An 18,764-nucleotide genomic window follows, 5' to 3' on the forward strand; every position below is an offset into this window, starting at 1 on the left:
ATTGGCCCGATGGCGGCGATGTCGGCTGAGGAAAGTCACGAGAAATCCACGCCGAAGCCGGCGGTCAAGACGGCGCGTGAGGAAATCCGCGCCTTCTGCGCCAATATCGCCGACGCCGCGCGCGATCAGCGCTACGCCTTGCAGAAGATCGAGCTGGAAAAACTGCAAGCCCAGGTCGACGACCGCATCATCATCCTCGAAACCCGAAAGGCGGAATACGAGGATTGGATGAAGAAGCGCGACGCCTTCTCCAAGCAGGCGGAAGCCGGGCTCGTGGACATCTACAAGAAAATGGCGGCCGACGCCGCCGCCCAACAGCTGGAGCTGATGGATCCGAACCTGTCGTCGGCGATCATCATGAAGCTCAGCCCGAGCAAGTCCAGCCTGATTCTGACCGAAATGGAAGCCAAAAAGGCTGCCATGGTCGCGTCGATCATCTCGGCCGCCGGCAACCGCAGCACATCGAAAGATCCGTCATGAATTATAAACTCTTTTTGATGGCGGGCCTCGTTGTCGTCGCGGGATGCAACGCAAAGTCGGTGACGGAGCTCAATCGCGCCCCGTCCATGAGCCCCATCGGCACTGGCCTGCAATTCACCAAGACCAATGAGATGGGCCAATATCCCAAGCAGCCGGCCCAGATCGCCACCGGTTACTCGCTCTGGAGTGATTCCAAGGCGGCGCTGTTCAAGGACGCCCGCGCCCTCAAGGTCGGCGATATCCTGACGGTGACGATCGAAATTGATGATTCGGCCACGTTTGACAACAAGACCGACCGCAGTCGTGATACGTCCTGGTCAAAGGACTACACCGCGAAAAATTCAGGCTTGATTGCCGATGTCGACGTCAATGGCGAGATCAGTAACAATTCGTCGTCGTCTTCGACAGGCGATGGTTCGATCGAGCGCAATGAAAAGCTGTCGCTGCAACTCGCGGTGGTCGTGACTGGAACGCTGGACAATGGCAATCTGCTGATCAGCGGTTCCCAGGAAGTGCGCGTTAACCAGGAAATTCGCGTCCTCAACCTCGCCGGCATCGTGCGTCCGCAGGACGTCGACGCCGACAACAAGCTGTCCTACGACAAGATCGCCGAAGCCCGCATTTCCTATGGCGGCCGTGGCCGTCTGTCCGAAATCCAGAACCCGTCGGTGGGTCAGCAGGCGGTCGATATTTTCGGCGTGTTCTGACGGTTTCAAAACCATCCGACGCGCCGGGGGCAAGGAGACGACATGGTCGACATTCCGGAAGAACAACCGGTCGAAAAAAAGAAGTCGGGCCTGGTCATGACCATCGTCCCGGTTGCGGTCGTGACGGTGATCGCGGCGGCCGGGGGCTGGTTCCTGGGCGGCATGCTCGCACCGGCGGTCAATGTGCCGCCGCCGCCCGCCGCCGAGAAAAAAGCCGAGGGCGAAAAGAAGGAGGGTGAAGGCCTTCCGACGATTTCCACGGAGGAAAACGGCGTCGTCCAGCTTGAGGCGATCACCACCAACCTCGCATTTCCGGCGGATAAGTGGATACGGCTCGAAGTGGCGCTGCTGTTCAAGGACAAACCGGATGTGGCGCTGGCGGAGACGATCCACCAGGACATCGCGCGTTATCTCCGCACAGTTACCCTGCAGCAGATCGAAGGTCCCCGCGGCTTCCAGTATCTCAAGGAAGATCTCGAGGAGAGGGCGGATCTGTTGTCGGAAGGCAAGGTCGAGAAAATCATGTTCAGGACCTTTGTGATCGAATGACCGTTCATAAAAAAACAGCCGTCTTGGTTTTGGGCGTGTCCCTTGCGCTGGCCGCCGCAAGCGGCGCCGCGCTTGCTCAGACGGCGACCCCGGAAATATTCAATACGCCGATCAGCGGCTCTGCGGCCAGCTGGATCATCCGGGTGTTCGGCCTCCTGACGGTCCTGTCGATCGCGCCCGGCATTCTCGTGATGGTGACGAGTTTTCCACGCTTCATCATCGCGTTTTCGATTCTCCGGTCCGGCATGGGGCTGGCGACCACGCCTTCCAATATGATTCTCACCAGCCTTGCGCTGTTCATGACGTTCTTCGTCATGTCGCCGACTCTGGAGCGGTCCTGGCGCGATGGCGTTCAGCCGCTGCTGGCCGAGCAGATCGACGAAACAGAGGCTCTTCGCCGCATCGCTGTGCCGTTCCGGGATTTCATGGCGGCCAATACGCGCGACAAGGACCTCAAGCTGTTCGCCGATATCGCCACGGAGAAGGGGCAGACCGCCGTCACTGCGGGAGCGCCTGATCTGCGCGTTCTCGTCCCCGCCTTCATGATTTCCGAGATCCGTCGCGGCTTCGAAATCGGATTCCTGATCGTTTTGCCGTTTCTCGTGATCGATTTGATCGTGGCGACAATCACCATGGCGATGGGTATGATGATGCTGCCTCCCACCTCGATATCACTGCCATTCAAGATTCTGTTCTTCGTGTTGATCGACGGTTGGAACCTGCTGGTCGGAAGCTTGGTTCGCTCTTTCAACTGACGGAAAACTGTCGTCGATTTCGACGTGAAACTGGGTATGCGGGGCGCGAAAGCGCCCCGTTTTCCGTTTGTTAACCATATTTTGCAGCGACCCATCCGTAAATGTCCCGCTTAAGGTTTTCGAAAGCAGTGGACCCCGATACTCCAGCCATACACGGTGATCGAAGGTCTTGAGGGAGACGCTTCGAATGGCATGAGGCCGAACATCGTGACCGGTAAGGAAATCGAGCCCGGCATGTCCCTAATCCTGTAACTCGTTAAAAGGGACACTCAGATGAGTTCTATCGTCACTAACACGTCCGCCATGGCGGCACTGAACACGCTGCGTTCGATCAACAGCAGCATGGAAGAAACCCAGAACGCAGTGTCCTCCGGCTACAGCGTCGACACCGCCAAGGACAACGCCGCATATTGGTCCATCGCGACCACCATGCGCTCCGACAAGACCGCGATGAGCACCGTTCAGGACGCTCTCGGTCTGGCCGCCGCCAAGACCGACACCGCTTACACCGGTCTGAATGCGTCGATCGAAGTCGTCAACGAAATCAAGGCCAAGCTGGTCGCCGCGCGCGAACCGGGCGTGGACAAGGAGAAGGTCAATTCGGAATTGACCGAACTCAAGAGCCAGCTGTCGTCGATCTCCGAATCGGCTTCGTTCTCGGGCGAAAACTGGCTGTACAACAACGATTCGACCGCCAATGAAACCGTTGACATGGTCGGCTCCTTCATCCGTGATGGAACGGGCAGCGTTTCCGTCGGCCTGATCAGCTACGACACCGCCGACTCGACCCTGATCGACAACAACACCGCCGACAACGGCATCCTGACCGCCGCGAACTTCACGTCCTACGCGACGGGCACGACCACGGCGACCGGCTCCTACTACCTGATCGCTGTCGACAGCGGCAACACCCAGAACGGCACCGAAATCAGCCTTTCTGACTCGACCGCCGACTATCAGATCGACAACATGATCTCCGTCGTTGACGACATGCTGTCCCAGATGACCGACGCCGCCGCGACCCTCGGCGCCACCAACGCCCGCATCGACATGCAGGACGAGTTTGTGGCTGACCTCATGGACACGATCGACTCGGGCGTTGGCAAGCTGGTCGATGCGGACATGAACGAAGAGTCGACCAAGCTGAAGGCGTTGCAGACGCAGCAGCAGCTCGGCATCCAGTCGCTGTCGATCGCCAATTCCAACTCGGAAACGATCCTCCAGCTCTTCCGCTAAGAGTACAACCAAAACTGATTTTGAGAGCCGCCGGGAAACCGGCGGCTTTTTCGTGTCCGGAATATCGTGGTGAAGGTTTTTGGTTAATTTTGGGATCGAGAAAGGGTTCTTTAACCATGCACATGTTTATCTACCCTCATCGAAACGACAGGTTAACCCTGACTGAGGGTTAACACGCATGACGCGGCCTTTCGTTACCGGACGCAATCCCGGAATGTCCCTTTAAATTTTTCCCGTAGTATGAGGGGCAAAACAACCATGACTAGCATTATCACCAACATCCAGGCAATGGCAGCTCTCGACACTTTGCGGTCGATTAACTCCGGCATGGAAGAAACGCAGGGCAGGGTGTCTTCCGGTTATCGCGTCCAAGATGCGTCGGACAATGCTGCTTACTGGTCGATCGCGACCACGATGAAGTCGGACAACAAGGCGCTCTCAACCGTTCAGGACGCCCTCGGCTTCGCCGCCGCAAAATCCGACACAGCCTATACCGGTCTGAATTCATCGATCGACGTCGTCACCGAGATCAAGGCCAAGCTCGTTGCCGCCCGCGAACCGGGCGTTGACAAGGAGAAGATCAATTCCGAACTCTCCGAGCTCAAGAACCAGCTGGTGTCGATTTCCCAGTCGGCGTCGTTCTCGGGCCAAAACTGGCTTTACAACGATGACACCACCGCAAACGCGACCGTCGACATGGTTGGCTCCTTCGTTCGTGACAGCGCTGGCGGTGTTTCCGTCGAGCTGATCAGCTTCGATACCGCCGACTCCACCCTGATCGACAACGTCGATCCCACGCTTGGCATCCTGACTGCCGCCAACTACACGAGCTTCGCCACTGGCACCACCACCGCCACCGGCTCCTACTATCTGATCGCCATCGATAGCGGCAACACGCAGAACGGCAACATCGTCGAGCTGACCAACACCACCGCCGACTACCAGATCGACAACATGATCTCCGTCGTCGACGACATGCTGACGCAGATGACCGAAGCCGCAGCCGTCATCGGCTCGACCAACATGCGCATCGACATGCAGAACGAGTTCGTCGCCGACCTTATGGACGTGATCGACAAGGGCGTGGGACGCCTCGTCGACGCCGACATGAACGAGGAGTCTACCAAGCTGAAGGCGTTGCAGACGCAGCAGCAGCTCGGCATTCAGGCGCTGTCGATCGCCAATTCCAACTCGGAAAACATCCTGTCGCTGTTCCGCAGCTAACACTGACGCGACATTGCAAAAAGACGCCGCGGCTGGGCCTCCCAGTCGCGGTTTTTTTGCGTCCGATTTTTCGGGCTTACAATTGCCTGTCTTATTTTAGGCAGTCTTTACAAAGGGATATTGAAGGAAGAACGCACGAACGCTTTTTCGCGAACCTTGCCTTAAGCTTTCCTCAATGAACATTAAAAAATCCTTGCGCCTGTTAACGCTTGATTAACCATGCTCGTTTACATACTGTTCATAACTGACGGAGCGACCGCCAGGGCAAACAGTGGTCGCAAGCATGATGCTCCGCCGTCATTACCGGTAACGTGCCGGATGTCCCCCGAAAACGATATTCTAGGGCGAACCTATGACGAGCATCATGACCAATGCCGCAGCTATGGCTGCGCTGCAAACTCTCCGTGACATCAACAACAATATGGAAACCACGCAGCAGCGCATTTCGTCGGGCTACCGGGTTGAGACCGCGTCTGACAATGCCGCCTATTGGTCTATCGCCACCACCATGCGATCGGACAACAAGGCGCTGTCGACTGTCCAGGATGCGCTCGGCCTCGGCGCCGCGAAAACCGACACGGCCTATACCGGTCTCGGCTCGGCGATTGATGTCGTCACCGAGATCAAGGCGAAGCTGGTGGCTGCGCGTGAACCGGGCGTGGACAAGGACAAGATCAACGAAGAACTCCGTGAGCTCAAGAACCAGCTCGAATCGATCGCTGAATCGGCGTCTTTCTCGGGCGAAAACTGGCTCTACAACGACACTGGCGTCGCTGCGGCCACCGTCGAACTGGTATCCTCCTTCAATCGTTCTTCAAGCGGCACGGTTTCGATTGAAACCCTGGATTTCGACACCTCGACGTCGACGCTGATCGATTCCACCGACGCCAACAATGGCATCCTCACCAAAGCGACCGTCGCAACCGTCAAGACCGGCACCACCACGACGACGGCGAGCTACTTCCTGATCGACGCCGGATCCACGACGACGGCGACCGGTACGGAAGTCACGCTGTCGACCACGACGACCAACTTCCAGCTCGACGGCATGATTTCTTCGGTCGACAAGATGCTGAGCAACCTGACCGACTCCGCCGCTACGCTTGGTTCGATTTCCTCGCGTATCGATATGCAGGACGATTTCGTCGCTACCCTCATGGACGTGATCGACAAGGGCATCGGGCGTCTCGTCGACGCCGACATGAACGAAGAATCGACCCGCCTCAAGGCGCTGCAGACCCAGCAGCAGCTCGGCATTCAGTCGCTGTCGATCGCCAACACCAACGCCGAAAACATCCTGTCGCTGTTCAAGTAAGCGAAAGGTCGACGCGGTCGGGTCTGAACCCCGACCGCGGACCCTGCCACTCCCGTGTCTCGGGAGTGCGGCCCGCCTCACGTCGCGCAGGTCGCCGGGTTGCAGTCCTCGCAGCTCCATTGTCGCCGGGGTCCATCCACACGTCACATTCCGATACTGCCCCGACGCCGGTCATCGTCGCGGTAGGACAAGTTGGGCCGCGCTATTGCCCTGGCGCGGCCCAACGCATTCATTTTCGCGCAAGTTTATCTCGATAGGCTTTCCGATAGAGGGCCCACGCCCGTATTTTTTCAGAAACGGCGGTCTGCAATGAATGCAATCCTGACCAAATACCTCAAAGACTTCAGCGCGCCGCCGCCGCCTCCGGTCGAGGACCTGTCTTTCCCATCCACCTTCTCGCTTGACGATGGCGCATCGTCAGCCTTTTCCTTCGAGCCGGAGCCGGTTCTTGATATCGAGGCCGAGCGCAAGGCGGCCTTCGACGAAGGTTATGCCGAAGCCGAAGCCGCCGGCGAGCAGGCCCAAGAAGCGGCAATGGCCGAAGAGCGCCAAAAACATGCCGTTGAAATGGCGGATCTCGTGTCGCGTCATGAGCAAGGCGCGGTGGCCATGATCCATACCCGCTTCCATGAAATGACCAACGAAGTCGCCCAGGCGCTCGCGGAGCGCACGCTGCAGGTCCTCTTGCCGTTGCTCGGCGCCCAACTGGCGGAACGAGCGGTCAAGGATCTTCACGATCTCGCCCAGCAGGTGTTGAAGGATCGCGAGACGGCGCATGTCACGGTGCGCGGCGACGCCCGTCTGATCTCCGGGCTGAAGCCGCTTTTCGAAGCCGACGGGGTCGAAGTCAGATACATCGAGAACCATTCCATCGACCTCACGGTCGAAATCGACGACGCGGTTCTGGTGACGCGTCTTGAAACCTGGGCGCATGCCCTGGCTGAGGTTGCCGAATGAGCGAGAATGAAAGCCACCATCACGGCAAAAACGAAATCATCATCATCAAGCGGCATGGCGGCGGCCATGAAGGCGCCCATGGCGGCGCCTGGAAGATTGCCTATGCCGACTTCATGACCGCCATGATGGCCTTCTTTCTGATCATGTGGCTGGTCAACGCCGCCAACGAAAAGACCAAGGCCGCCGTCGCAAGCTATTTCAACCCGATCAAGCTGACGGATTCGACGCCCGCCGAAAAAGGCCTGAAAAAGCCGAACAAACAGGCGCAGGGCGAGAACAGTCAGGACAAGTCCGATAGTGAAGGCGAGAAGAAAGCTGCGGGTCAGGCGGAATCCGAGGGTACCGACGAGACCTCGACCGCCGGCGAGCAGATCCAGTATTCCGACGCCGACTATTTCGAAAACCCCTATGCCGTAATCACCGAGATCTCGCAGGAAACCGACGCCAAGGCCAATGTGTCCGCCAAGGGCGATGGCGGCGCGCAATCAGCGGGGCCTGCGACCGGCGCAGACGGCGGGGAAGCCTTCCGCGACCCGTTCGACCCGGATTTCTGGACCCAGCAGGTCGAGGTGTCGCAACAAGCGGGCACCGATCCGTCGCAACAACCGGCGGAGATTTCGGGCTTGCCAGGCGATGGCATGGTGGAAAACGCCGAAAATATCGATTCCTCCAAGACCGGTGAGGCGCTGAGCGGTGATCGCAAGGGCGGCGAAATGCCGAGCGGCGAAGCCAAGGCCGGCGAGGGGCTGACCGAAAATGACGGCATGAAGGACCAGCCTGAAAACGGTTCCGACAAGACCAAGCATGGCACGACGGACAAGATCGGCAAGGGCAAGAGCGACATGTCCGAATCCGGCAAGACCGACAAGAAAGAGCAGGGCAAGTCGGATCAGGCTTTGGCCGGCAAATCGGACAAGGACAAGGATGGCAAAACGGATCAGTCCGGCGCCAAGGTCGCGTCCGCCGAGCAGCAGGCCGAAGATCTGGAGAAACAACTCAAGCAGGAATTGAAGGGCAAGATCGGCTATCTCGCCGAGGGTCTGATCGTCACGCCGGCCGAAGGCGGGCTGCTGATCAGCATCAGTGACCAGGTCAAGACGCCGATGTTCCAGATTGGCTCGTCGATCCCGACCAAGGAAACGGTGATCGCCATCGACCAGATTGGCAAGCTGCTGAAAGGCCGGTCCGGACAGATCGCGATTCGCGGACATACCGACGCGCGTCCGTTCAAGGCAGTCGGTTATGACAACTGGCGGCTGTCCGCCGATCGCGCGCAGAGCGCTTACTTCATCCTGAAGCGTGCGGGCGTGCAGGAAGCGCGGGTTTCGCAGATCTCGGGATTTGCCGACAAGCGCCTCAGATTTCCGGAGAAGCCGCTCGATGAGGGTAACCGCCGGATCGAAATTCTCGTCCAGGCGACCGAGGGCTAACGGATGTCCTTCTCGGTCCATATTCGCAGGGCGTTTCTGACGGTCGGGGTAAGCCTTTTGGCGCTCGCCGCCGCCGCGCGCGCCGAGGATGCCGCGCCCGTCGACGCCGCCGAGCCCTATAAGCTCGTCCGTTCCCTGCAGAACATCCAGGACCAGGTCATCTCCGGAGATATCTCCGCGCTCGACATGCAGCGCTTTCTCCTTGAGGAGATCGATCGCCGGCTGAGAGAGGCCGACGCCTCTGTTTTCGACGATACCCGCAATGTCGACGCCGCGCTGATCTACGCCATGAGCGGAGGCAACCCATCGACGCTCGACCTTCTCGCCCAGCGTGACGTGAGCGGCAACTTCGACAATCGCATCACCAGCATTCTGAGACGCTACCTGAATGGCCGCGGCGCGGGCGCCGTCAAGCAGTTGAAGGAAGTGGTCCCGGAATATCGCTACACCACCATCGGCCCGTATCTGCAACTCATCGGCGCCAACGCGATGATGGAGACAGACAAGGAGACGGCGCTCAAATATTTCGACTGGGCGCGGCTCGAAGCGCCGGGCACGATCATCGAGGAAGCCGCCTTACGCCGCGCCTTGATGATCACCTCGAGATCCGGCGACACAGCCGCCGCTCTGCCCTACGCGCGCCGCTACGCCCGTCGCTACATGAATTCTCCATACGCCTCGCAGTTTGCCGATATTTTTGTCGCGCTGGCCATCGACCATCCAAAGGCGTTGCCGCCCGTGGAAATCGAGGCGTCACTGGAGCTGGTCGAACGGCGTCGGCAACGGGAAATCTTTCTGCGGCTCGCCCGCCGCGCGGCGATCAATGGCGACAAGCCCCTGACGGATTTCGCTGCGGGGCGCGCCAAGGCGCTTTCCGAGCCCGACGAGGCTTCGCCCTTGGCGCTGGCCAAGCTCTACAGCGGGCTGGTCGACATTCCCAGCGACGGTATTGAGGATGTGTTGAATCGGCTCGGGGGAATTGCGGACCAGGATCTTTCCCCCAAGGATCGCTTCCTGCGTGACGCCGCCCGCATCGTCGCCGCAGAAGTCATGGCGCCGCCCAATGCTGACAGTCTCGCGCAAGCAAATCGAGATATGGCTGATAAGGAATACAGGGACAGAATGTCCGCACTGGCGCTCGATGCAGAGACGACGGGATCCACCGATCCGACAGCAGCTTCAGTCTCGGAACAGCCGGCGGCGTCAGAAACGGCGCCCCGGAGCCAGGCCCTCGATGCGCGCATGGATCAGGCTGAAAACCTCGTCGCTTCCGGTCGGGCCCGGCTCAAGGACATCGACGCGCTCCTGGCTAAGGAAAGCGAATAACCATGATCGACGCTTCGGCAACTGCCATCGGTCGCGGCTCCATCGCCGTGAACGGACTGAAGAATAGCGGCTCCCAGGAGGATGCCAGCGCCCAGGATGAAGGTTACGGTTTTGATTTCGGCGATTATCTCGATGGCGCGTCGTCCGACGCCGCCGCCGGGGATATCTCTGAGGACGCCGCCGGAAATTCCTCCGCATACGCCTCTTCCGAGGCGGGAGACGCAACGCTGACCCGCTCCATTTTCAGCCTGATCGCGATCGCCCAGGCAGGAGGCAAAACTGGTCAACAGGCAGGAGCGGACGCCGCAGCCCTTCAGTTAAACAATTCTGAGTCCCAGCTGGCGCAGAGCGACGTCGCCGCTTTGTCCACGGAAGCCGGCGATGCGGCTGCTCCGCTTGCCGGTCAGGCCGAACCGCTAGAAGGAAGCCGCTTGGCGGCTCTCCTGGCTGGTGCGGATGGGCCAAAGACCGCAGAACTCCTTGCGGAGATTGTTGCGCAAATTCAGCAGACCGGTCAGCCTGAGGCTCCGATGTCGATCGATGAAGATGCGCAAGCGCTTCCGGCGGATGCATCGGAAGACGGATCCGTGGTCAGCGCACTCTTCGGTGAAGTCGACCCAATTGAGAGCGACGGCGCGGCTCATCATCTGCTCTCAGCCTTGTCCAAAGCCCTGCAGCAAGAGGACGGAGTCGACGACGATGTTGTCGAGGCTGAAGAGGACGCTGCGTCGCCCGCTTCTCAGCTCGAACTTGATCCGATTGCGGCTGCGTCCGGTGTCGTGAAGGCAATTGAAGTCTCCGAGACCGCGTCGGCGCGCGGAACCGACAGCGCCAAGGACGCGCTGGCGCAAATAACCTCCCCGGCGGCTTCGGACGACGCGGTGCATTCGGACTTGAGTGTTGAAGAGTCGATCGCCTCGGCCGCGACCGGCGATGAACTCAGCATAGATGGCTTCGATCAACTCACCGTTCTCGACTCCCGTCGGTATCTCGGCTTTGGCGGCGATAATGCGAAAATGTTGACGGCGGCGCTTGCCGGCGAAGCAAACCGCGCGCTTGCGCCCTACACGACCGTTGCGGATATGAGCGCCCAACCCACGGCGACCACGGTCAATACGCTGAAGATCCAGATGAACCCCGAGCATCTCGGCACGATGACCGCCTCGCTGAGGCTGAAGGGCGATGAACTCTCGGTCGAAGTCACGGTCGATACGATCGAGGGATATCGTCATCTCGCCAAGGATCAGCAGGCTATTGTCCAATCCCTCCGGGACCAGGGCTTCGCGGTTGACCAGGTCAGCATTCAACTCAACCCGGCTCCGAAGACGGAAAGCCAGCAACAGGATCAGGGACAGAATGGCTCGAACCAGAACCTGCGCGAAGGGCAGGGTGACGCCCAGCGGCAACAAAGCGGCGACGGCCGTTCCGTCCCGCAGAGTGACCGGATCTCGTCCGGTGACTTGTCGTCATCTGAACTGGGTGACGGTCGCAGCGCTGGCGATTCTGGGGACGGTCTCTACCTCTGAGGCCGAGGCGAGTTCGGGTCTCTGCGAGCGTGAGATTTCACGCGCCGCCGCCCGCTACGGAGTGCCCGAGGGCATTCTCTATTCCGTCGGTCTCACCGAGACCGGCCGGAAAGGTTCTCTTCAACCCTGGGCGCTGAACATCGAAGGCAAAGCGGTGTTTGCGCGTTCGCCGGATGAAGCGCTCGCGGTGTTCCGGGAGGCCCGCTCCCGAGGCGCCGAACTGATCGATCTTGGCTGCATGCAAATCAATCAACGCTATCATGGCGATCAATTTTCCTCGCTGGACGCCATGCTCGACCCGGAAAAAAATGTCGATTACGCTGCAAGATTCCTGGCGCAACTTCATTCGAAGCATGTTACATGGACCATGGCCGTTGCGCGTTATCATGCCGGGCCGAACAACAATCCAGCGCAAAAGCGTTATGTCTGTAGGGTGATTTCAAACCTTGTAGCCACGGGTTATGGCGTTTGGACGCCGAATGCCCTGGAATTTTGTAGCAACTAAAGGTTGTTTTTTCCAAGTTCGATTTCCGTTTGCGGATTTTTGTCGCTTTGTGGTGACAATGAGGAGTCAAGACGCCTCGTTGCCGCGATTAACCATACGTTAACTTTTCCCTGTGGAAAATTGTGTGCCATTTCGAGGTAGATACTAGATATGGATCAAATCGCCCCCTAATTCTTAATCAACTGTTAATTTGACCCTGTCATTAGCTCTAGTTGCCCGGGAGTCTTCCGATTCGTACGAATGGGGTGTTGTTTCACTACACTGATTCGGAGGCGGACGATGATCGTAGTGGTAGACGAGCGAGCGCTCGTAAAAGATGGATATACCTCACTTTTTTGTCGGGAAGGCGTGCCCTCTACGGGCTTCGATCCTCACGAATTTGGAGAGTGGGTCAATACGGCTGCGGACGCGGATATCGACGCGGTCGAGGCCTTCCTGATCGGTCAGTCCGAGCTTGCGCTCGGCCTGCCGAAGGCGATCAGGGACCGGAGCCAGGCTCCGGTGATTGCAGTGTCTGATTCTCCCTCTCTGGAGATGACGCTTGCATTCTTTGATTGTGGCGTGGACGATGTCGTGCGTAAGCCCGTTCATCCGCGCGAAATCCTTGCGCGTGCGGCGGCGATCCGTCGGCGTTACAAGGCGGTCGATGCCAAATTCACCGATGTCGGCGCTGTGCGCGTTTTCTCCGATGGTCGTGACCCGGAGATCAACAGTGAAGTGTTCCCTTTGCCGCGCCGCGAGCGCCGCATTCTGGAATATCTCGTGGCCAATCGCGGCCGGCGCGTTTCCAAGACCCAGATCTTCAATGCGATCTATGGCATCTTCGACGAAGATGTCGAAGAGAACGTAGTTGAAAGCCATATCAGCAAGCTGCGCAAGAAGCTGCGCAAGAAGCTCGGTTTCGATCCGATCGATTCCAAGCGATTCCTCGGCTATTGCATCGACTGGCAGTAAGAACTCGTGCGCCGCGTTCGCGCGGCGCTCATTAATAGATTTGACCAATCACCCGCAAAGGTTCACGCAAGGCACGTCTTCTAGTCTGTAAATATTACGGAAAAGAGGATCCGAGATGAGCCTTTACGGAATGATGAGAACCGGTGTTTCGGGTATGAACGCCCAGGCCAACCGGTTGAGCACAGTCAGCGATAATATTGCCAATTCCAGCACCACCGGTTACAAAGGGGCGTCGACAGAGTTCTCGTCCCTGCTGATGCCGCAGACCAACGGCACCTACAATTCCGGCAGCGTGGAAACCGAAACCAGGTATTCCATTTCGCAGCAGGGCGCGCTGACCTACACGACCTCCGACACCGATCTGGCGATTAATGGCGAAGGCTATTTCATCGTGCAGGATTCGAGCGGTCAATCCTTCCTGACGCGCGCAGGCTCATTCACCTCCGACTCAACCGGCAACCTGGTCAATGCCGGCGGCTATACGCTGATGGGCTATAGCTATGGCGATGACGCGCCGTCTGTCGTGGCCAACGGCTTTGCCGGCCTCGAGGCCATCAATGTCAGCTCCACCGACATGCAGGCCAATGCATCCACGGATGCGACATTCTCGGCGAACCTGGACGCAGGCGAAGAAATTATCGAAGATACCATGCCAGGGGATTCGGGCACATCCGCCTCGGTCGACGATATCAATTATACGCATAAGAGCTCGCTCACGACCTATGACAGCCTTGGCAACGAGGTCATCATGGACATTTATTTCTCCAAGACGAGCGAGACGGAGTGGGATGTTGCGGTCTTTAACAAAGCCGACGCCGATGCCGATTCAGGGTCGTTCCCCTATACTTCGGACGCCTTGACAACTCAGACGCTGACGTTCGACCCGGATACCGGCGCGATTGTGGATGGCGGCACAACGACAGCGGCTATCCCTGCTGACACTATCACCAACATGCCCGATGTATTCACCTTCGATTTCGCGGGCATGACCCAGCTCGGTTACGACTTCTCGGTCACCGAAGCGGATGTCAACGGCAACGGTGCGAGTGTGGTGACCGGCGTGGAAATCGCCGCCGACGGTACGGTTTCCGCCAAATACGACAATGGCGACACTTCGGCTCTTTATCAAATCGCGCTTGGAACAGTGACCAGCCCGGACAATATGGATGTGCTATCCGGCAACGTCTATTCGCCCAATGCCGAATCCGGCGACTTGCAAATCGGTTTTGCCGGATCGACAGCCTTTGGCGATATCGTGTCGGGGGCGCTCGAAGACTCCAATGTCGACCTCGCCAGCGAATTGACCACGATGATCGCCTCGCAGCGAAGCTACACAGCCAACTCCAAGGTGTTCCAGGCAGGTTCGGATCTGCTCGAAACCCTTGTGAATCTGGCTCGCTAACAACGCTATCGCCTAGGAGATCGTTATGTCGTTATCGTCTGCAATCACCACCGCACAAACGATCTTTTCCAACACAGGTTTGCAAACGTCGGCCTTGTCGACCAACATCGCAAACGCCTCCAACCCGGACTATTCGCGCCGGGTTGGCATTCTGACGCTCGATTCCAATGGCGCGCAGGTCCTGAAAATCCAGCGCGCCGCCGACAACGGACTGGTCAAACAATCGATGTCGGCGACGTCGGAAGCCAGCGCGCAGGAAACCATCGACCAGAAGCTGACCGATATTCGCACGCTGCTCGGCGGCAATGATTACGAAACCGCGCCGTCGACCTATATCTCCAAGCTACGCGACGATCTCCAGGCCTATGCGACCAAGCCGAACGAATCGACGCTAGCCTCAACGGTGGTGTCGAGCGCTCAGGATGCGGCCAATTCGCTGAATTCGATTTCCCAGGAAATCCAAGGCATGCGCGGCACCATTGACCAGGAGATCGACGATCAGGTCGAAGAACTCAACAATCTCCTGACGCAGTTCAAGACCGTCAACGACGCAGTTCGCCAAGGCACGGCCAATGGCGTCGACATCAACAACGAGTTGGACGCGCGCGACAGTTACCTTCGCCAGATTTCCGAAATCATCGGCGTTCGCTCTTTCACCCGTGAAAACAACGACATGGTCCTCTATACGTCGGATGGAACCATGTTGTTCGACGGCAGTCCGCGCGAGATCATTTTCACAGCGACACCGGCCTATGGCGCCGATACGATCGGCAATCCGCTGATCGTTGATGGCGCTGCCATGGAGGCTGGTAACAGCGGCAATTCTACCGCAAACGGCAGCTTGGCTGCTCTCTTGCAGGTCCGCGACAGCATTATACCCACCTATCAGGACCAACTCGACGAAACCGCGCGCGGCCTCATCCAGACTTTCGCTCAGGTCGACCAGACGGATGGCGGTCAAGACGACCTCCCGGGGCTTTTCACCTGGACCGGTTACACGGCCGGAGACACGATACCCGACGGTACAGAGATCCAAAGTGGCCTCGCAGCATCGATCAAGGTGAATGATGCGCTGGTGAAGACGAAGGACGGCGACCCGACCCTGTTGCGAGACGGCGGCTACGATGTCGATGACCAGGATGTCTCTAGCACGGATTATCTCGGCAATGCCGATGGAGACGCCAGCTATTCGGAGATCCTGGACGGTCTGGTTTCCTCCATATCTGCGGACCAGACCTTCAACGAAGACGCTTACCTGGATACCGAAATATCCGTTGTGGGGTTTGCCAATGCGTCGATCGGCTGGTTGGAGCAATTGGTCTCCCAAAGCGCCACGGCCAAGGAAAACAAGGACGCTCAGTTGACCCGTGTCACGGAAGCGCTCTCCAACACCACCGGCGTCAGCCTCGATGAAGAGATGTCGCTGATGCTCGATCTCGAACAGAGCTACAAGGCGTCGAGCAAACTCGTCACGGCTGTTGACGAAATGCTCAAGTCCTTGCTCGATGCGGTATAGGCTAGGATATCATGAAGACTTCCTTTATCTCCAATCTCTCCGTGCAAAACTCCATGCGTTCAACCATCAATTCGGTTCAGGCCGAATTGATCGATTCGCAGAAGGAGGCCGTCAGCGGCGTCTACTCCAATATCGGCGAAGAACTTGGCGCGACCACGACGCGCAGCCTCAATCTCCATTCAGAAGTCAATATGATGGACAATTTGCTGAAGACCAATGCGGTGGTCGAGCAACGATTGTCTTCGACCCAGACAGCGCTCGACACTATTGCTGAATCCGCGCAGACCGGGCTCAACACGCTTGTCGCGCTTTCGGGCAGCAATGACGACTCTCAGTTGATGACCGTGCAACGCACCATGACGGACGTGCTGGAACAGGCCATTTCCGCAGGCAACACCTCCGTAAACGGAGAATATGTCCTGTCGGGCATCAATACCGACGAAGCGCCGCTCGCCGATTATTTCGAGGACGATAGTCCGGCGCGCCAGGCGTTCCTCGACGCTTTCACCGGTCATTTCGGTTTCGCGCCCGACGACGACGCTGTCTCCAGCATCACCGCGGACGAAATGCAAAGCTTCATCACCGACGAACTCGAGCCAATGTTCCTGGAGGAAGACGGCGACTGGGAAGCCAATTGGTCGAATGCATCCGATACGCCGACCACCGCCCGTATTTCGCGCACGGAAGTCATCCAGAGTTCGTCGACGACGATCACCGACGGTTTCCGCTACATGGCAATGGCGTCGGTCATGGCGATCGAGATGCTGAATTCCGATTTTTCGATCGAATCGCGCAATGTCGTCAGCAACGCGGCGATTTCCTATATGGGGCAGGCAATTTCCGGCATCGACGCCGACAGAAGCCAGCTCGGCCTGTCGCAGAACCGTGTGGCGCAGGCCAATGAGACGTTGCAGGCGCAGATCGATATCGTGAAGCTCAATCTCGACGATCTCGAAGGTGTGGATGTCTACGAAGCGTCCAACCGAATCACCGCGCTCAGCAATCAGATGGAAATCTCCTATTCCATCACCGCGCGGATCAACGAGCTGAGCCTCGTAAACGCATTGTAAGGAGTTGGCGCGGTTTGATTATCGCGCCGTTTCAACAGCTTTAAGAAACGCACCGTCTCTAAGAGCGTAAGCTTGGCTTCAGGCAAACCAGTTACGCTAAAAAAATGACCGGAATATGAGGGGCTGAATGTACCAGTTTTCCTACGCAGAAATTATGGCGGATGATGTCGCCGACTCGCGAGAACGCGAAAAACAGGTTCTTGATCGCGCCGTGAGTCTTTTGCGTGCCGCCGAATACAAGGGCCGCGAATCGCGAGAAGCCGTCGAAGCGCTCTACTACACGCGACGGGTTTGGGTGGCCCTGATCGATGATCTGCGGCTCACCGACAACCAGCTGCCCGCCAACCTCAAGGCCGACCTGATCTCGATCGGGATCTGGATCCTCAAGGAGGTTGACCGGATAAGAATGCGCCAGTCCGTCAATTTCAAGGGTATTGCGGATATTATAACCATCATCAGGGATGGACTGAAATGAAGAGCACTTTGCGTATCTCACTCAAATCCGGAGAGCGGATTTTCATCAATGGGGCCGTTCTCAGGGTTGATCGCAAAGTCGCCATCGAGTTCCTGAATGATGTGACCTTCCTGCTCGAGAACCACGTGCTGCAGCCCGAAGGCGCAACAACGCCGCTCAAGCAGCTGTATTTCATCGTTCAGATGATGCTCATCAACCCCGAGGGGGCTGAGCAGTCCAAGCAGATGTTCAAGAAGTCGATCGTGATGTTGCTCGCGAGCTTCCAGAACGAAGAGATTCTCGCCGAACTCAAGCGCGTCGACGCCATCGTCACTTCTGGCAAGCCTTTTGAGGCGTTGAAGGCCATTCGCGGCCTCTATGCGATTGAGGACAAGATCCTGAACAACGACGAAATGACGCCTGCCGTTCGCGAAAATATCCGCAGGGAGATCGCTCCATGGCAATAAGCGCGCTAACTGCGCTTTCGGCAACGTCGACCACCGCGACGTCGTCCACCAGTTCGACGTCGACAACGACGACGTCGGCAAGCAGCACCGACGCGAAGTCGGCGACGCTGGACTACAACAACTTCCTTCAGCTGCTTGTCGCTCAGATGGAGAATCAGGATCCGACGGATCCGATGGACGCGACCGAACAGATGGCCCAGTTGGCGTCCTTCTCCCAGGTCGAGCAGCAGATCAAGACCAACACGCATCTCGAAAACATGCTCTCGCAAACCTCTCTCTCCACCGCCGCGTCCTATATCGGCAAGACGATCGAGAGTGCGGACGGAGAGACCAGCGGCGTGGTCGAATCGATCGCCATTACATCCGATGGCGTGGTGGCGACCCTGAAATCCGGCGACGAGGTGACGATCGAAGAGGGCATCAGCATTGTTGCGACGACCACTTCGACCACGTCGACCGATAATTCCGGAACCGACACCAGTACGGATGACGGCGCCGCCGACGATGGCGAAACCACGACGGATAGTGTAGACAACAGCAATAGTTCTTCTTCGGACGGAACTTGAAACAGCATTGCAAGAGGATCGGCTATGAATGAGGCTGACGCCCTGGATATGGTGCAAGCCGCGATCTGGACGGTTCTCATTGCGTCTGGTCCCGCCGTGCTCGCCGCGATGATCGTCGGCGTCGTTGTGGCCCTTCTGCAGGCTTTGACGCAGGTTCAGGAAATCACGCTGACTTTTGTGCCGAAAATTCTAGCGGTCTTCGCGGCGGTGGCGTTGTCGGCGCCATTCATCGGATCGCAAATGTCCATTTTCACGACGATGATTTTTTCTCGCGTCCAAAGCGGCTTTTAGCCGTCTTTGCGCCTCTGGAGTCTGCCGAACACTT

General features: G+C 58.1%; 20 protein-coding genes. All 20 read left to right on the top strand.

Annotation, left to right across the window (positions count from 1 at the left end; genetic code table 11):
* Positions 1-9: 9 nt before the first annotated feature.
* The 20 genes from M2360_RS09200 (at position 10) to fliQ (ending at position 18,730) form a co-directional block, all read left to right on the top strand.
* On the top strand, positions 10-480 hold the full coding sequence (locus tag M2360_RS09200) for a MotE family protein (RefSeq protein ID WP_280774924.1): 471 nt from the start codon (positions 10-12) through the stop codon (positions 478-480).
* Positions 477-1,187 (top strand): flagellar basal body L-ring protein FlgH, encoded by a 711-nt coding sequence (gene flgH / locus M2360_RS09205; RefSeq protein WP_280774650.1) that lies wholly within the window; start codon positions 477-479, stop codon positions 1,185-1,187. Before M2360_RS09200 ends, flgH begins: the two co-directional genes overlap by 4 nt.
* Before the next feature lie 42 nt (positions 1,188-1,229).
* Positions 1,230-1,736, top strand: a complete 507-nt coding sequence (locus M2360_RS09210; RefSeq protein WP_280774652.1) for a flagellar basal body-associated FliL family protein — start codon at positions 1,230-1,232, stop codon at positions 1,734-1,736.
* Positions 1,733-2,491, top strand: coding sequence for a flagellar type III secretion system pore protein FliP (gene fliP / locus M2360_RS09215; protein ID WP_280774654.1), 759 nt, complete (start codon positions 1,733-1,735; stop codon positions 2,489-2,491). The genes M2360_RS09210 and fliP overlap by 4 nt, the downstream gene beginning before the upstream one ends.
* Before the next feature lie 273 nt (positions 2,492-2,764).
* A complete protein-coding gene (locus M2360_RS09220) occupies positions 2,765-3,727 on the top strand; it encodes a flagellin (protein WP_280774655.1) in 963 nt (320 codons plus the stop codon).
* Positions 3,728-3,985: 258 nt separating this feature from the next.
* Positions 3,986-4,951, top strand: a complete 966-nt coding sequence (locus M2360_RS09225; protein WP_280774657.1) for a flagellin — start codon at positions 3,986-3,988, stop codon at positions 4,949-4,951.
* Between the two features lie 352 nt (positions 4,952-5,303).
* The gene (locus M2360_RS09230) at positions 5,304-6,266 is read left to right on the top strand and encodes a flagellin (RefSeq protein ID WP_280774659.1); all 963 of its coding nucleotides are present in this window, start codon (positions 5,304-5,306) and stop codon (positions 6,264-6,266) included.
* Positions 6,267-6,575: 309 nt separating this feature from the next.
* Positions 6,576-7,223 (top strand): hypothetical protein, encoded by a 648-nt coding sequence (locus M2360_RS09235; protein WP_280774660.1) that lies wholly within the window; start codon positions 6,576-6,578, stop codon positions 7,221-7,223.
* A complete protein-coding gene (locus M2360_RS09240) occupies positions 7,220-8,653 on the top strand; it encodes a MotB family protein (RefSeq protein ID WP_280774662.1) in 1,434 nt (477 codons plus the stop codon). The genes M2360_RS09235 and M2360_RS09240 overlap by 4 nt, the downstream gene beginning before the upstream one ends.
* A 3-nt stretch (positions 8,654-8,656) precedes the next feature.
* On the top strand, positions 8,657-9,979 hold the full coding sequence (locus tag M2360_RS09245; RefSeq protein ID WP_280774664.1) for a chemotaxis protein: 1,323 nt from the start codon (positions 8,657-8,659) through the stop codon (positions 9,977-9,979).
* Between the two features lie 2 nt (positions 9,980-9,981).
* Positions 9,982-11,505 carry a flagellar hook-length control protein FliK gene (locus M2360_RS09250; RefSeq protein ID WP_280774666.1) on the top strand — a complete coding sequence of 508 codons (1,524 nt, stop codon included), beginning with the start codon at positions 9,982-9,984 and terminating at the stop codon, positions 11,503-11,505.
* Positions 11,459-12,010 carry a transglycosylase SLT domain-containing protein gene (locus M2360_RS09255; RefSeq protein ID WP_280774668.1) on the top strand — a complete coding sequence of 184 codons (552 nt, stop codon included), beginning with the start codon at positions 11,459-11,461 and terminating at the stop codon, positions 12,008-12,010. Before M2360_RS09250 ends, M2360_RS09255 begins: the two co-directional genes overlap by 47 nt.
* Before the next feature lie 279 nt (positions 12,011-12,289).
* On the top strand, positions 12,290-12,964 hold the full coding sequence (locus tag M2360_RS09260; protein ID WP_280774670.1) for a response regulator transcription factor: 675 nt from the start codon (positions 12,290-12,292) through the stop codon (positions 12,962-12,964).
* A gap of 115 nt (positions 12,965-13,079) precedes the next feature.
* Positions 13,080-14,366 carry a flagellar hook protein FlgE gene (locus M2360_RS09265; RefSeq protein WP_280774672.1) on the top strand — a complete coding sequence of 429 codons (1,287 nt, stop codon included), beginning with the start codon at positions 13,080-13,082 and terminating at the stop codon, positions 14,364-14,366.
* 25 nt (positions 14,367-14,391) lie between these two features.
* Positions 14,392-15,882, top strand: coding sequence for a flagellar hook-associated protein FlgK (flgK, locus tag M2360_RS09270; protein ID WP_280774674.1), 1,491 nt, complete (start codon positions 14,392-14,394; stop codon positions 15,880-15,882).
* An 11-nt stretch (positions 15,883-15,893) separates the two neighbouring features.
* Complete coding sequence (locus M2360_RS09275) at positions 15,894-16,952, top strand: flagellar hook-associated family protein (protein ID WP_280774676.1); 1,059 nt, start codon at positions 15,894-15,896, stop codon at positions 16,950-16,952.
* A 127-nt stretch (positions 16,953-17,079) separates the two neighbouring features.
* Positions 17,080-17,427 (top strand): flagellar biosynthesis regulator FlaF, encoded by a 348-nt coding sequence (gene flaF / locus M2360_RS09280; RefSeq protein ID WP_280774677.1) that lies wholly within the window; start codon positions 17,080-17,082, stop codon positions 17,425-17,427.
* On the top strand, positions 17,424-17,873 hold the full coding sequence (gene flbT, locus M2360_RS09285) for a flagellar biosynthesis repressor FlbT (RefSeq protein ID WP_280774679.1): 450 nt from the start codon (positions 17,424-17,426) through the stop codon (positions 17,871-17,873). Before flaF ends, flbT begins: the two co-directional genes overlap by 4 nt.
* Positions 17,864-18,439, top strand: a complete 576-nt coding sequence (gene flgD, locus M2360_RS09290; protein ID WP_348529543.1) for a flagellar hook assembly protein FlgD — start codon at positions 17,864-17,866, stop codon at positions 18,437-18,439. Before flbT ends, flgD begins: the two co-directional genes overlap by 10 nt.
* A gap of 24 nt (positions 18,440-18,463) precedes the next feature.
* Positions 18,464-18,730 carry a flagellar biosynthesis protein FliQ gene (gene fliQ, locus M2360_RS09295; RefSeq protein ID WP_137156680.1) on the top strand — a complete coding sequence of 89 codons (267 nt, stop codon included), beginning with the start codon at positions 18,464-18,466 and terminating at the stop codon, positions 18,728-18,730.
* Positions 18,731-18,764: the final 34 nt, after the last annotated feature.

The sequence above is a fragment of the Rhizobium sp. SG_E_25_P2 genome (genome assembly GCF_029892285.1).
In the GTDB taxonomy this organism is placed as follows: Bacteria; Pseudomonadota; Alphaproteobacteria; order Rhizobiales; family Rhizobiaceae; genus Rhizobium_E.